Genomic DNA, 15,746 nt, shown 5'->3' on the forward strand with positions numbered 1-15,746 from the left:
TATTTATTCTTACATAAAGTAAAGGAATTCAACAGCTTTTTATCTTAAAATCTTGTTTATGTACATATAAAAACTGCCAGGATTACTGGCAGTTCAAGATAAGCGTATTATAGGAAAACAGGAAGGTAATGTCAAACATCAGACCATTTGGATATTCTGTTGCTTCGCTTCAATATCATCAACAAGTCCATAAAGAAGACTTACAACATCTTCCCTTGTTTCACAATCATTGATCCCTTTACGAGCCTTAGCATTCCCTTTAACACCTTTTAAATACCAAGATGCATGCTTGCGCATTTCACGAACGGCGACATTTTCATTCTTCAATGCAATTAGACGATCCATGTGAAGAACGCAAACATCCATCTTTTCACGAACAGAAGGCTCATCCATCAATTGTCCGGTTTCTAAATATTTTACAGTTCGGTAAATCATCCATGGGTTACCTAGAGCCGCACGGCCGATCATGACTCCGTCAACACCAGTTTCTTTCAGCATTCTTTCGGCATCCTGTGGAGTTTCCACATCACCGTTCCCAATAAGAGGAATATTGATCGATTTCTTCACTTCACGAATGATGTCCCAGTTAGCCTTTCCTTCATACATTTGCACTCGAGTTCTGCCATGCATGGAAACAGCTTTACCACCTGCGCGTTCAACAGCCTGGGCATTTTGAATAGCAAAGACATGCTCTTCATCCCAGCCTATGCGCATTTTCACCGTTACCGGCTTTTCAACGGCATCGACCACAGCTGAAACCATTTCATAAATCTTATTCGGATCGAGAAGCCACTTTGCCCCTGCGTCACATTTAGTGATCTTAGGGACAGGGCAACCCATGTTGATATCAATGATATCAGCATTTGTATTTTTATCTACGAATTGTGCAGCTTCCACCAAAGATTTCTTTTCACCGCCAAATATTTGTAAACTTAACGGCTTTTCTCTTTCATCTATATAAAGCATATTCATCGTTCTAGCATTTTGAAGAACGATTCCCTTGTCACTGACCATCTCCGCACAAACAAGGCCAGCACCAAATTCCTTAACGGTCAAGCGAAATGCCGAGTTACAGACTCCCGCCATCGGTGCTAGCACTACCGGATTCTTCATTTCTATATCGCCTATTTTTAACACTTTGTGCCTCCTATAACATTCTTTCATTTATCCTCAGGTGGCTGAAGCTCCTCAATGGAAACATGAAGAATTTCCGCCACTTCCAGTAAAAATGCTTCTGAAGGGTTGCGGTTCCCTCGTTCGACTTCTCCCAACAAGGAAACGGAAACGCCTATTTCTTTCGCAAACCCTTCCTGGGTATAACCCTTTAACTTTCGAAAAGCGCGAATACGCCTTCCCCATTTTTCACCTTCCATAATCGAACTCCTTCTTTATCCGAAATCTGTTCAAGCAGGTCGCTCAAAGGTGCATGCATTTGCGGAAGTGATATATCAGAGTCCACTTCCATTAAAGGCACAATAACAAAAGCCCTCTCGTGCATACGAGGGTGCGGGACTGAAAGAATCTCTGTCTCAATATTTTCTTGATTATATAACAAAATGTCAAGGTCTAAAGTACGGGGACCCCACCTAATTTCCCTTTTTCTCCCTAAATCTTGTTCAATTTTCATACAAGCGTGAAGTAATTTTTCGGGTTCTAAATCGGTTTTCACTTTAAGGACAGCATTTAAAAAACAGTCCTGGTCTTCATATCCTACCGGGTCCGTTTCATATAAAGAAGAGCAGGCCACTAACTTGATATGCGGATTTTCAGACAATAATTGGAAAGCCCTCTGGAATGTTTCAAGGCGATCCCCTAAGTTCGACCCTATTGAAAGGTAAGCAATATTTCCCACAATCAGCGTCCCCTTACAATCTCTATAGCAACCGAATCATAGTGACCTGCTATTGGAGGGTCTGGTTTATAGACCTTCACGGTGCATGTCTCGATGGAAGAATATTTATTAAGTAGTTCAGAGGCAATTTTTTCAGCGACAGCTTCCACTAACTTAAAAGGTTCTCCCTCAACAACACTTTTACACACTTCATATAACTCGCCATAGTTGATTGAGTCTTCCAGATTGTCACTCTTCCCAGCCTTGGCTAAATCAGTCTGGACGATTAAATCCACTTTAAACCGCTGACCAAGCTTCGTTTCTTCCGGAAAAACTCCATGATATCCGTAAAACTCCATTCTATTCACATATATCTTATCCATTTCATTCACCTTTTCCTAATAGAGCGTCCATCATCTTTGCAGTCCGTGCCATTTCCTTCACATCATGTACACGAACCATTTGACAGCCTTGTTGAATTCCATGGCAGATTGTAGCGGCTGTTCCTTCCATCCGCTCACTAGGCGGCAGGTCCAGAACATGTCCAATCATGGACTTTCTTGATGTGGCTAGCAGCACAGGATAACCTAATGATACCAGCTTATCAAGATTCCTCATCATTTCCAAATTTAACTTTAAATCTTTCGCAAAACCAATACCTGGATCGAGAATGATGTTTTCATCCTTGACTCCCGCATCCTTCACCATCATGATGCTTTCGAATAAATCTTGAAGTACATCCCGGACAAAATGTTCATAACCCATATTATCCCTGTTATGCATCAAGATAATCGGCACCTTATATTCCGCAGCAACATTTGACATCAAGGAATCGGCTTTACCTCCCCAAATGTCATTTAATATATGGGCTCCTGCTTTTACCGCCGCTTCTGCAACTCTTGATTTATACGTATCGACCGATATTGGAACCTCAATATTACGGGATATGGCTTCAATAATTGGGGCGACTCTCTCTATTTCCTCGTCATCCGATATCCTCTCATAGTTAGGACGGGTGGACTCTCCGCCCACATCCAATATATCCGCTCCGTCGTTGACCATCCGTTCGGCATGCTTCAAAGCAGCATCTATCCGATTATATTTCCCGCCATCCGAAAAGGAGTCCGGCGTAACATTCAAAATCCCCATAATTAAGGTTTTATTGCTGTAATCCAAATCAAATGAACCGCATTTTATTTTTGACGCTCCAGCTAATGACATTCAACGTTCTCCTTCGCCTAAAGAAATCTATATATACGAGTTTACCCATTTACATAGGCATAGTGCAAGCTCCATGAAGATTTGGAACACTTCTGCAGACTTTACTACAAAAAGAAAAGCAAAGCCCCTAAGGAACTTCGCTTCTCATTATTAGTGTCTGCTCTTACTCAAAGTTATATAATGGTGTACTTAAGTAGCGTTCACCATTACTTGGTATGATAGCAAGTACCTTTTTGCCTTTTCCCAGTTTGTCAGCCACTTTAATGGCAGCTGCAATTGCGCCACCAGAAGAAATTCCACCGAGGATTCCTTCCTCTTTTGCTGCGCGGCGGGCATAATCAAACGATTCCTCTGTATTGACTTGAATGATTTCGTCATAGAGATCTGTATTCAAAATACTTGGAACGAAGCCTGCACCGATTCCTTGGATTTTATGTGGTCCTGGAGTCCCACCCGATAATACCGGAGAGTCCGCAGGCTCAACAGCATAAATTTTAATGTCAGGGTATTTTTCACGTAGGACTTCACCAGCACCTGTTATGGTTCCGCCAGTACCGATTCCGACAACGAATGCATCCAGGCCTTCATCACCAAAGGCTTCAACGATTTCAGGGCCTGTAGTGTTCCGATGAACTTCAGGGTTGGCTTCATTCTCGAATTGCTGTGGAATGAAGTAACCTTTTTCTTTAGACAGCTCAGTCGCCTTTGCGATTGCACCCTTCATTCCTTCAGGTCCAGGAGTAAGAACTAACTCTGCGCCATAAGCGCGAAGCAAGTTACGGCGTTCCAAACTCATCGTCTCCGGCATAACCAGAATTGATTTATAGCCCTTTGCCGCAGCTACCATCGCTAGTCCTATTCCAGTATTTCCGCTTGTAGGTTCAATGATCGTATCACCTGGTTTAAGGTTACCATTTTTTTCTGCCGCTTCGATCATCGCAAGGGCGATACGGTCTTTTACACTACTGCCTGGGTTAAAATACTCAAGTTTTAGATAAATATCTGCACTGTTTTCACTTTGAAGCTTGTTTAACTTCACAATAGGTGTTTGTCCAATTAAATCGATTACAGAATTAGCTATACGTGCCATTTTCTCCACTCCTTATCATTTTCAATACCGAGTATGTTTATTGGTTTTATTTATTTAAAGTTACCAGTTTTAATAGTTCATTGTCAATAATTATATACTATATTCTAAATTTTCTCACACAACCATTGACCTACTTTTGTTCTTTCAATCCATAAAACCAATCTACATCAAATTCGTCCCAGAAAATTTTCCCTGAGACCGGTGACTGAATCTGTTCAAGAGCTATTTGGCGGTGAATCTTGTCTTTAACTTCTTCGTATTCATACTGCTTGCCCTCTATCCTTTCATGCAGATAGAGAACGGCCCAGCCATCTTCCGTTTGGATTGCATCACTCCACTTTTTTACCTTCATTTTCTCGGCAGCGGTAATGTACTCCTTGGAGACTTGCTCGTTATCCTCTGATATATAACCCATGTCCCCTCCTTGATTGGCAGTGAATTCATCAAGGGACTTTTCCATCGCTAAGACATCAAAGGAGACACCTTTCTCCAATTCACGGATGATTTGGTCTGCCTGCTTTTTTGTAGACGAGGTAATATGGGAAATATGGAAAGCAGTAGGAATTCTGTAGATATCCTTATTATTATCATAATGATTCCGCATTGCTGTTTCAGAAACCGAAACGTCCTTGGTGAGGAGCTTCTCGAGGAGGAGACTCGACTGAATTTCCTGCCTCAGTTGATCGTTACTTTTATTAAGGTTCTGACCAGCAGTTCCATACATCGTTTTCATCATTTTAAGTTCCCGATCAAGCTCTTTATCAGAAGTTTTCACTTTGTATTTTTCAGCTGCCTGTTTCACTACCTCTTTATCGACCATTTCCTCAAGTACATCTTCCCCATATCTTTTTTCGAGCTCAGTCATCCATGCGTCCCGGGAAATATCCTTGGATCCAACCTTTGCGGCCGTTTCTTCCCCAATGACGGATTTAGAAATGATTAGTGGTTTTATGACAAAGATAATGATAGTCAATAGGTTCAACAAGGCAAGGCCGGCAATAATCGCCCGAAGCTTTTGTTTTGGCAAACCCTTATCCCCCGTATATTAATTTTTGGTTTCTGCTTCTAGTTCCTCGAGTTCTTCCTTCGAGAATTGGTAGGTCTGATTACAAAAATGACATTGTGCCTCGGCTTGTCCCTCTGTCTCAATGATATCACGAATCTCAGCTTTCCCTAGGCTAATCAATGCATTCGCAATTCTTTCCCTAGAACATTGACAGGAGAATTGGACATCCATTTTTTCTAGTATATTCACATTGCCCTCACCTAAAATTTCGGTTAGGATTTCTTCAGGAGTCATGCCACTTTGAATCATCTTAGAAACAGGAGTTATCGTGCTTAGTCGATTTTCGATTTTGGAAATCGTATCTTCGGATGTACCTGGCATCAACTGAATGATAAATCCTCCCGCTGCAAGGATTGAGTTATCCGGATTCACCAGAACCCCAACCCCCACAGATGAAGGCACCTGTTCGGAAGTAACAAAGTAATAAGTGAAATCTTCACCCAATTCTCCCGATACAATCGGTACTTGCCCTGAAAAGTAATCACGAAGACCAATATCTTTGACAACAGTCAACAATCCATCGGTGCCTACCGCTTTCCTTACATCCAGCTTTCCTTGCTCATTCAAATCAAAGTGGGTTTGCGGGTGAGTGACATATCCGCGGACTTCTCCCTTTGCATTGCTGTCGACCAGGATGGAACCAATCGGTCCACCGCCCTCGATTTTAATCGTCAGCTTTTCTTCACCTTTTAACATTCCACCCATCATAACGCCTGCTGTCATAGCCCGTCCAAGGGCAGCTGAAGCAGTAGGCCATGTATAATGGCGTCGTTGAGCTTCTCCTACGGTGTCTGTTGTTGAAACAGCATATGCCCGAACCTGTCCTTCATAGCCTAACGCCTTGATTAGATAATCCTTCATTTATTTTGCTCCTTCCATGCTGTGTATTACTTCTTCACTTGCTCACGATTACGTTTATAAATCAGCTGCAACCCCTTCAAGGTCAAAAATGGCTCCACAACGTCAATCACAGTAGACTCATTAGCAATTAAGGTTGCCAGTCCACCTGTCGCTATTACCGTTGGTTCTAGATTACTTTGCGCCTTAATTCGATTAACGATTCCTTCTACCTGTCCAACATACCCATACAAAATACCAGCCTGCATGGCGGATACCGTATTTTTCCCAATAATCCCTTCTGGCCGGCTGATTTCTATTCTTGGAAGTTTGGCTGCCTTTGAATAAAGTGCTTCAGTAGAAATGTTTATACCCGGAGCAATGGCTCCGCCCATGTATTGTTTATCCTCATTTATGTAGCAATATGTCGTTGCCGTGCCAAAATCCACGATAATGAGAGGGCTTCCATATTCCTGAATGCCTGCAACAGCATTAACGATTCGGTCCGCTCCCACTTCACGGGGATTTTCGTATTTGATATTCAATCCAGTTTTTATTCCAGGTCCAACTATAAGCGGTTTAATTCCAAAGTATTTTTTGCACATGCGTTCAAGCGCAAACATAATTGGCGGAACTACCGAAGAAATAATGATTCCATCAAATTGATCAAACGAAAGACCTTCATGTTGCAACAAAGACTTTATGACCATTCCATACTCATCTTCTGTTTTGTGACGGTTAGTCTCTATTCGCCAATGATATTTTAAAATATCTTCATCGTATACGCCTAATACAGTATTCGTATTCCCAACATCCAATACAAAAATCATCGTTTCATCACTCCGGTAAATTATTCTCCAACATCATACCACACTGTTATTTCCCACGCTATTAGTCGCACTTTTCGAAAGGTATCCCAGAAACTTTATCATAATTAATTTAAGAGTTAAGAAAAGGGTATTTCCGAGGCGGAAATACCCTTTTGAATTTAGTCAACTTAAGACTTTTTATTGTCATCTTCGTTCGGGAAGGAAAGCGGCTGATCTTGAGGTGCACCTTCTTTGATTGGAGGAGTATTCAATCCTTCCTCCGTTATTTCAAGGTCCTCAGGTCCTCTCTTATCCAATGGATCTAATAAGGCCTCTTTTTCTTCCTTCTTCGTATTGATGTTCACCTTGACATTCTCATCAGTGGTTAAATTCCCATTCAGAGCCGTATAATCCCGCTCTGGCAATTTACCATTATGGAATAAACTTTTGATTTGTTCAGCATCAAGTGTTTCCACTTCAAGCAAGGTTTTTGCAACCAAATCAAGTTTTTCACGATTTTCAGTAAGAATCTTCTTACATCTTTCGTAAGCTTCCCTGATGATACGTTGAATTTCAAGATCGATTTCATATGCTATTGCATCTGAATAGTTTTGATCATTGTTGAAATCGCGGCCTAGGAAGACCTGACCTTGAGAATTACCGAATTGAAGTGGTCCGAGCTTACTCATACCATACTCCATAACCATGCTCCGAGCTATGCCCGTTGCACGCTGGAAGTCGTTATGCGCACCGGTACTCACTTCTCCGAATGTAACTTCTTCGGATACACGGCCACCCAATAGTCCTACGATTTTATCTTTAAGCTCAGGTTCCGTCATGAAGAAACGATCTTCTTTCGGCAGCATAACTGCATAACCGCCAGCTTGACCACGAGGGACAATCGTAACTTTATGAACGACTTCAGCATCATCCAGAACCAATCCAATAATGGTATGGCCTGCTTCATGCCACGCTACGATATTTCTTTCCTTTTTGGAAATGACACGGTTTTTCTTGGCAGGTCCAGCGATAACGCGATCCGAAGCTTCATCCAAATCGGACATGTCGATCTTCTTCTTATCTTGACGGGCAGCAACAAGCGCCGCTTCATTCAGTAAGTTTTCAAGATCTGCACCAGAAAATCCTGGAGTACGCTGAGCGATCGCTTTCAAATCGACTGTTTCCGCTAAAGGTTTATTACGCGCATGCACTTTCAGCACTTCTTCACGGCCCTTAACATCAGGGCGGCCTACCGTTATTTGACGGTCAAAACGTCCTGGACGCAATAATGCCGGATCCAATACATCAGCACGGTTAGTCGCAGCAATGATTATGATTCCTTCATTACCACCGAAACCATCCATCTCCACCAGGAGTTGATTCAATGTCTGTTCACGTTCATCGTGACCGCCACCAAGACCTGCTCCACGTTGACGTCCGACTGCATCAATTTCATCGATAAAGATGATACATGGTGCATTCTTCTTAGCATTTTCAAACAAATCACGAACACGGGATGCACCGACACCCACAAACATTTCAACAAAATCAGAACCACTGATTGAGAAGAAAGGAGTTCCGGCTTCACCAGCTACTGCTCGTGCTAGTAAAGTTTTACCTGTACCAGGAGGCCCAACCAAAAGTACCCCTTTAGGAATACGGGCTCCAAGCTCGGCATATTTGCGAGGATCTTTCAAGAATTCAACGACCTCGACAAGTTCCTGCTTTTCTTCGTCCGCTCCGGCAACATCATTGAAGCGTACTTTTTTCTTATCATCATTATACAATTTCGCCTTACTTTTCCCGAAGTTCATGACGCGGCCACCACCGCCGCCTTGAGCTTGGTTAAGTAAAAAGAAGAAGAGGATAAAAATGATTACAAATGGAATGATGGAAGTGAAAAATGTCACCCAGCCACTTGTCTTTTCTGGAGGTTCGACAGTAATGATGTCTTTATCCAGCTTAGTTACAGCGTCATTGATTCGGCTTTGCGAATACTCACTGAAAGGCACGTACGTCACAAAGAATTTGTTTTCCTCATAACCTTTGAGCTTTCCTGTGATTTCAAATACACTGCTTTCGGGCTGCATCGTAAGTGATGTAACGTCCCCACTCTCCAAATGCTTATAGAATTCATCTTGGGTCAATTTTACGTTTGGTTCATTGTTATTATTAAAAATGCTTACAATCCCAATGATGACCAAAAAGATCAGTAAATAAAATATGGTATTACGGAAGATCCGATTCATCCCTTACCTCCTCCCACGGGTAAACAAACTATAGTAAATACTATCATACAAAATTAATGAATTACAATAATTTAACACCGCTGTTTTTATCTGGTCATCTCTTTCAAACAGGTACGATTAATTCGAGTAAATTTCAGGCTTCAATATGCCAATATACGGGAGATTACGATACTTTTCCGCGAAATCAAGACCATATCCGACAACAAATGCATCCGGAACGATAAAACCGGCATAGTCCGGAGTGATATCCGCTTTCCTGCCTGTTGGTTTATCCAATAAGGTAACGATTTTAATTGATTTTGCTTTTCGATAACGGAAAAGTTCCGCTAGATAGCTAAGAGTTAAACCGCTGTCGATAATATCTTCGATGATTAAAATATCCCGGCCTTCAACTGATGTATCAAGATCTTTGAGGATTTTCACTTCACCGGAAGATACAGTGGAGTTACCATAGCTTGAAACATCCATAAAGTCCATTTCAAGATGTGTATCCACACGCTTCAGTAAATCTGACATAAATGGCATGGCGCCTTTCAGCACTCCGATGGCCAACGGGAACTTACCTTGGTAATCAGCTTCAATCTGCGCACCCAATTCCCTGATTTTTTTTTGAAGTTCTTCCTCTGTTATTAAAACCTTTTCAATGTCGTTTTGCATGGTCATTGTAATTAATTGCCCCCCATGAAGAATTAAGCTTTTTTATATTCTAAGTAGATTAAAGATTTTTCATCAGAAATTATATCCGGCTCAACATTCGATTTCTTTAAACCAGGTAGCCAAATGGCCGTTCCCGTTTGATCGATGATGACCGGCCACACATTTCTTTCTAGCATCGGGATCTTTTCATTAATAAAAATATCCTTCAACTTTTTAGTTCCACCTAATCCCTTGACGGCCATCCGTTCGCCTTCATTCCTGGTTCGGACTGTAAGAGGAAACTGAACAGCTGATTCGGGAAGAATAAAAGAATGATTTCCTCTAAGTACCGGAATTTCTTCTTTTATATAGTGCGCTTTAATCTTATATCCATTCGGAAGAATAGTCTCACCGGGAATTTGTAATTTAAGGGAATATTTATGGCTTTTTTGCCGGAAAAATCTAAAAGTGCAAGTTTGATATGATTTTTCCACAATAAGGCCCTCCGGAAGATGCAATTCTGCAGATGGTTGAGGATTCAAAAACAAAACTAAAAGTTGGTCAATATGTAATGCCGAAAGCGATGAAGGTCTCTCCAAATAAAGATAATTTAATATTAGTTGAATCGCCCTTCTTTGTAAAGGTTTAGGCATCGCGAGAACCTTATCAATCTGAATAACCGCTTGATCTTTATCCTGTTGGATCCAAACCTCGGACATTTTGCTTGAAACCAGGTTCAAAAAAAACTCTTCATCTTCATAAAGCTCTTCACTGAAACGTTGAAAATGCTCATGAACCTTTCTATTTTCTTTCTTTAAAAATGGAAGAACTTCATGTCTAAAACGATTTCTTGCATAGACACCCGTTTCATTGCTCGGATCAAACCTTGGTTCAATACTATGAAGGCCTGCATATGCGATTATTTGGCTTTTCGTGATCTCAAGAAAAGGCCTGATCAGATTCCCGGTATGGAAACGTCTCTTTATAGGAATACCTGCTCTTGCCTTACCTGTCGCGCCTCTAGTTAAACGCATGAGCATCGTTTCGATTTGATCATCTCCATGATGCCCCAGGACAAGAGTGAAGGCTTGATGCTTATCCATCATTTCTTCATAGAAAGCAAAACGCAATTTTCTTGACGTTATTTGTGAACTTTCCCCCGTCTGCTCCATCCGGGCAGGAACATCGATTCTTTTTCCCTCAAATGTAATGCCCCATCGTTCACATATATGCTCGACATATTTATAATCCTCATAGGATTCTTCACCACGAAACATATGGTCAACACTTGCAACGATCATCTCGTAATGAAAAAGAGATTGAATTTCCTTAAGGATATGGAGAAGAACTAACGAGTCCGGTCCTCCGGAAACGCCTATTAGCAACTTCGAGTTTTCCTCAATCAATTCGTTTCTATAAATGGTGCTCAGAACTTTTTCCTTTAACATACAATCTTCCTTCTTTATGGACAGGTATTAGTATTATACGATTCAAACATGAAATGGTTTCAACTATTCCATGGCATTCACCTAATAACTATATCATAACAACTGTTCATATATGTAAAGAACATAGAGCATCGATATGATGGCAACCAGCAAGAAAGTTTCAAAAAAACCGCCACTTTTTTTATTTGAATGGTTTTGGGACCTTCTTGCTTGCCTCGTTGAAGGTTGCATTGTTTGTGGCTGACCTGTCGCTGCCTGAATCGGGCCCTTTTTCTTCGAGTGGTTTTGCTTACTTAGCACCGTGACTAAATCCTCCCGCATTTGGAGGGCAGAATCATATTGCCCATGGAGTGCTTTATCCAACATCTTTCTATATGGGTGCAATTCCTTTTTCTGCTTAATCAAGTCGTTAAGCTGTCTATACCCTTCCCCTTTCTTGTGGAAACGTCCAGGATAGGCAGAATTGATTATAATCATCGCCACAGCGAACAAGTCATATTGCGGATCGGCCTTTCTTGATCCAAGTCCCCAGTAACCTCTGTCAAAGAACTCGGTGAATTCTTTAACTGATCGCCCAATTAAGGTGGTTCCGCCAACATCCACGCACCGTACCTTATAGGCTGGTGAAGTCACGATCAAATTCTCAGGTTTTAAATCCCCGAACACCCAGCCATTGGTATGCAAGGCAGACAAACTGGTTAAAAGCTGAAGCATTAAGACCCCAATCCACGATGACCCTTTATTATCGATGAAACGCAAAAAATCGTGTCCGTGGATATATTCCATGACATAAAAAGGGAGCTGTTTTCCTGTTTTCATGAAATCATCTGCTTCCAAAAAGGAAGGTCCAAGGGTAGACCCCTGGACCTTTGAGAAGGATTTTAGGATATTCATCTCCGAAATAATGGACGTCCCATTATCACTGAGCTTTAAAGCATAATGACGATTTTCGCTTTCAACCAAATAGACGATCCCGTTCGCTCCACACCCCAATTCCTTAATTATTTTGTACTGGTTTTTATTCCATTTTCCGGTGACCAAACTGCCAGGCAGGAGTTTACATTGATTCCTCAAAGTATTGTTCATCATCATGTGATAACAATCCCCTCAATGAACGTTTTTTATTGAAATATGTTAAAGCTTCACGAATGGCTGGACCTGTCGGAGTGAGTCCCCCTGTACTAAGCTTAGGAAAAGTTGCCGTCAAGGCTTCAAGGTTCGGGGTCCAATCCAGCAACTTTTCAACATCATTTCTTTTCCCAGGAAATACGAATACGGAAAAACGACTGTCACCCATTCTTGCATTCATACTAAGGGAAAGATCTAATAAGGAATCTTTTACTGTAGGCAGTTTATGTTTCATGCTTGCACTGGTATCAACAAGAATCAGCACTTCGAGCTTGCTTGTTTCCCCAAGCTCATCGACCACCTCCATCACTTCTCCTCGTTTATCAGGCGGAAGATCTTCCATCGTTTTTGAATCTCCAAGTATTTGTTGAAGTTCGCGATTGATAACTCCCTGTATAGTTTGAGTCATTGCCTTTTGGGTCACCATTTGGACGGTTTGGGACAACTGCTGGGCATAGACTATTTGACTTACTCCACCTCCTGAACCAGCAATCTTCTCGATTTCCTTAAGCCCCTTTTCATCTATCACATCATTTTCCATTACACCTATGACATTGATGGTTATGCCTTGCTCCCTTGCTAATTCAGCCATGGCAGACGGCTCCTCACCATGATTTGAACATCCGTCGGTTATAAGCAAAATCTGTCTTAATGTTCCTGCTTTCATGTTTTGCTCTCCCTTCCTATCAATTTGTTACCATAATTGACTAAAAAGGGGGAAATTATACGCCAAAGACATCGCATCAAGTCATATCATAGAGTGGAGTGATTGAAAAGAGTTCATCTCTTTACCTTTTATCCTTCTTCCATTTCACCACCTCATTTTTGGTTTTATTTATTATATATATATAAACGGCCCCTACTGGGCCTTTTTGCGTTTTGGAGAAACGGGAATGGATGCCCATTTCGGTGTGTTATGCTTAATTTTCGATGTTACCACTGTCATGTCATCATCTATGATCCCTTTTGTTCGGATGACCTCTTCCAGTATTAAATCAGAGATTTCCTGCGGATCGTCTGTTTCCATTTCCTTAATTTTTCGTTTAAGCCAGAACTCGATATTTTCGACATGTGAGGGGCCATCGAACACTCCATCGCTCATCATGATTAATATGTCCCCTGCCTTCAGCTCTTCTGATACAACATCAACATCGAAATCCTGGATGATTCCCATAGGGAGGTTACTTGATTCAATTTTTATTATCCTATCCCCCCTTTTAATGAAACTCGGTATCGAACAGATTTTTAAAAACTTAGCCCTTGCGTCCTGAAGATCAATCATTGCCAAATCAAGAGTCGAAAATATTTCATCGGTTGTGCGTAGAGATAATACGGAGTTTACGGATTTAATGGCTATTTTTTCTTCTATTCCCGATTGTAAAAATTTTTGAAGCAGCTTCAATGTCTCTGTACTTTCAAAATGGGCCCTTTCCCCATTTCCCATTCCATCGCTAATGGCTATTGCGAATTTGCCGCAGCCAATTTCCATGGTCGTATAACTATCTCCTGATACAAGCCCTCCCCCCTTGGCAGCATGAGCCACACCCGTTTCGACCGTGAATTTTTTTGCTGACCTAAATATCACCTCACATTGCCCGTTTGGATACGTTGCACACTCTTCTGAATGAACGACTATCGTTTCCCCTAAAATGTCAGAAAGCATAGGTGCAATCAACTTTTCACATTCCCCTCTGCCCTGGCAGTATGGGACACTCATCTCTATATCAACATTCCCTTGTTCTAGACTGTATATTTCAACATGACCTATGTGCAGTCCAAAATCCTGGATGGCTTCCAAAATGGATTCTTCATGTACATGATGATTCTTCCTTTCCCTTTGAATTTCTTTCGCAAAATCATCCATTACTGCTGAAACGCCCCGCAGTTGATCCGCCACTAGTTTCCGACTTTCCTTCACCTGCCTTTTTAATTTTTGGTTTGCTTCAAAATAAGTAAGCTCCTGTGATATCGCCCCAATGACCTGAGGCCCGCGGCTACAATATTTCCCCCATTCTTTCGAAGTTTTTTGAGGGAGCTGACCATTATTTTCACTTAATTGAAGCATAATTTCCTGCATGCCGTCATAGGTTGTATTAAAGTTCTTGGACCAGCATTGTTCTTTTTTAAAACAAAGCTGGCACGTTTTTTCCGTTACATTACTTAAGAAGTAGTCGAATTCTTTCTCATCTTCCTCCAATCTCCCCCTTTCATCCACTTGGGAAAAGCTATTAGAGAGCGCCTCAAATACATGTGAGAATTGCTCCACCCTTTGAGCGGTGACATCCCTCACTTTCCGGGCATACTGCTGCTGTTCATCGGAATTCTCGACTGTGCCCGGTATATGTTTCGCTATTTTGTTGATTATGGATGACGGTGTCAATATAAATAGGGCCACAGCTATAAGTGATTCATAAAGGGTCACCATAATATTACTGGTGCCCTCACCATATAAACCTATCAGTAACGTAGCAATCAAGAGGCCTGCGGCAACCCCTATCTTCCTTCCCTCCTTCAACAAACCGCCCAGAAGCCCTGAAAATGCAAGAAGGCTCATTTGATAAAGACTCGCAATACTTGCCAAGGAGAATATCAATCCAGTAACTACACCTACAGTGGAGCCTATGGCGGCCCCTCCCGCCAGCCCGAAGAGGAGGACCAGGTATCGCGAGAATATATGATCGAGTGATAAATCGTATATCATCCAGCCGATGGTTCCGGTCATCACCGAAGCCAGCAAGATGATGATGCTGACGATTTCCTCCGTCTTTAATGATTGGGACTTAGTCCGAATGGTCAGCATCGGGATGGACTGTATGAAGATTAAGGTTAAAATCATTGCGAGTCCCGCCTCTACTCCTATCATCATCAAGTCGTACAGCTGAATCGTTCGAAATACCAGATATTGCTCAGCCAGGTTGACCAGGAATAGTGAAGCAAAGACGTACATCGACATCGTCTTGAATTGTCCTTCTACGGCGGGCCTCTTAATCTTATGAAATAACAGAAGCAGGAACGCCGATGCAAAGATTACTAAACTGTTGGAATAGTGAACGGTCAGCCCACCTGCAATCAATCCGAATAAAGCCAGTGGCGCCCTGTCACGTCTCATGAGAAAAACGGCTGCGAAAAACGGAAGTCCAAATGGTGCCAGCTGCGAAAGAATTAATGCCCGTCCTAATAAAAAACCGATAATTGCTAAAGAGATGCCTTTTTTTATGAATATATCTTCCGTCTTCATTTGCAGTTGTTGGATCCAATTGATGGCCCCTGCCTTCGCTTCTTTTAACTGAACATCTCCAAGAGGTTCCATCATAGGTCTTTCTACTTTTTCCATTTCAACACCCCATTCGTATTAGTGATTTTTATTATATAGAGGGCTTGTCCATTTTTTTGTCAGAATTTTATAAGCGGATAAGAAAAACGTTCGACGA

15 protein-coding genes are annotated in these 15,746 nt (G+C 41.7%); all 15 read right to left on the minus strand.

The genetic code is table 11. The features are described from left to right. Positions 1 to 138 precede the first annotated feature (138 nt). A complete protein-coding gene (gene dusB / locus BS1321_RS11805; RefSeq protein ID WP_063235936.1) occupies positions 139 to 1,137 on the minus strand; it encodes a tRNA dihydrouridine synthase DusB in 999 nt (332 codons plus the stop codon). 23 nt (positions 1,138 to 1,160) lie between these two features. After that, a complete protein-coding gene (locus BS1321_RS11810) occupies positions 1,161 to 1,373 on the minus strand; it encodes a helix-turn-helix domain-containing protein (protein WP_063235935.1) in 213 nt (70 codons plus the stop codon). Further along, positions 1,325 to 1,852 (minus strand): 2-amino-4-hydroxy-6-hydroxymethyldihydropteridine diphosphokinase, encoded by a 528-nt coding sequence (gene folK / locus BS1321_RS11815; RefSeq protein WP_063235934.1) that lies wholly within the window; start codon positions 1,850 to 1,852, stop codon positions 1,325 to 1,327. The genes BS1321_RS11810 and folK overlap by 49 nt, the downstream gene beginning before the upstream one ends. Before the next feature lie 2 nt (positions 1,853 to 1,854). Continuing rightward, positions 1,855 to 2,214, minus strand: coding sequence for a dihydroneopterin aldolase (folB, locus tag BS1321_RS11820; protein WP_063235933.1), 360 nt, complete (start codon positions 2,212 to 2,214; stop codon positions 1,855 to 1,857). Position 2,215: 1 nt separating this feature from the next. Next, positions 2,216 to 3,052, minus strand: a complete 837-nt coding sequence (gene folP / locus BS1321_RS11825; protein ID WP_063235932.1) for a dihydropteroate synthase — start codon at positions 3,050 to 3,052, stop codon at positions 2,216 to 2,218. Between the two features lie 163 nt (positions 3,053 to 3,215). Continuing rightward, positions 3,216 to 4,142, minus strand: a complete 927-nt coding sequence (gene cysK / locus BS1321_RS11830) for a cysteine synthase A (protein ID WP_063235931.1) — start codon at positions 4,140 to 4,142, stop codon at positions 3,216 to 3,218. 130 nt (positions 4,143 to 4,272) lie between these two features. Further along, positions 4,273 to 5,169 (minus strand): peptidyl-prolyl cis-trans isomerase, encoded by an 897-nt coding sequence (locus BS1321_RS11835; RefSeq protein WP_063235930.1) that lies wholly within the window; start codon positions 5,167 to 5,169, stop codon positions 4,273 to 4,275. Positions 5,170 to 5,187: 18 nt separating this feature from the next. After that, positions 5,188 to 6,069: an Hsp33 family molecular chaperone HslO gene (gene hslO / locus BS1321_RS11840; RefSeq protein WP_063235929.1), complete on the minus strand. Its 882-nt coding sequence runs from the start codon at positions 6,067 to 6,069 to the stop codon at positions 5,188 to 5,190. A gap of 26 nt (positions 6,070 to 6,095) precedes the next feature. Further along, positions 6,096 to 6,875 carry a type III pantothenate kinase gene (locus BS1321_RS11845; protein WP_063235928.1) on the minus strand — a complete coding sequence of 260 codons (780 nt, stop codon included), beginning with the start codon at positions 6,873 to 6,875 and terminating at the stop codon, positions 6,096 to 6,098. A gap of 167 nt (positions 6,876 to 7,042) precedes the next feature. After that, on the minus strand, positions 7,043 to 9,103 hold the full coding sequence (ftsH, locus tag BS1321_RS11850; RefSeq protein ID WP_081113083.1) for an ATP-dependent zinc metalloprotease FtsH: 2,061 nt from the start codon (positions 9,101 to 9,103) through the stop codon (positions 7,043 to 7,045). Positions 9,104 to 9,220: 117 nt separating this feature from the next. Next, on the minus strand, positions 9,221 to 9,760 hold the full coding sequence (gene hpt, locus BS1321_RS11855; protein ID WP_063235942.1) for a hypoxanthine phosphoribosyltransferase: 540 nt from the start codon (positions 9,758 to 9,760) through the stop codon (positions 9,221 to 9,223). Positions 9,761 to 9,792: 32 nt separating this feature from the next. Continuing rightward, complete coding sequence (gene tilS, locus BS1321_RS11860; RefSeq protein ID WP_063235927.1) at positions 9,793 to 11,187, minus strand: tRNA lysidine(34) synthetase TilS; 1,395 nt, start codon at positions 11,185 to 11,187, stop codon at positions 9,793 to 9,795. A gap of 93 nt (positions 11,188 to 11,280) precedes the next feature. After that, positions 11,281 to 12,279: a protein kinase domain-containing protein gene (locus tag BS1321_RS11865; RefSeq protein ID WP_326152352.1), complete on the minus strand. Its 999-nt coding sequence runs from the start codon at positions 12,277 to 12,279 to the stop codon at positions 11,281 to 11,283. Beyond that, complete coding sequence (locus BS1321_RS11870; RefSeq protein ID WP_063235926.1) at positions 12,245 to 12,982, minus strand: VWA domain-containing protein; 738 nt, start codon at positions 12,980 to 12,982, stop codon at positions 12,245 to 12,247. Before BS1321_RS11870 ends, BS1321_RS11865 begins: the two co-directional genes overlap by 35 nt. Before the next feature lie 192 nt (positions 12,983 to 13,174). Next, a complete protein-coding gene (gene spoIIE / locus BS1321_RS11875) occupies positions 13,175 to 15,649 on the minus strand; it encodes a stage II sporulation protein E (RefSeq protein ID WP_063235925.1) in 2,475 nt (824 codons plus the stop codon). Between the last annotated feature and the right edge of the window lie 97 nt (positions 15,650 to 15,746).

The organism is Peribacillus simplex NBRC 15720 = DSM 1321 (genome assembly GCF_002243645.1).
GTDB classification, from domain to species: Bacteria; Bacillota; Bacilli; order Bacillales; family DSM-1321; genus Peribacillus; species Peribacillus simplex.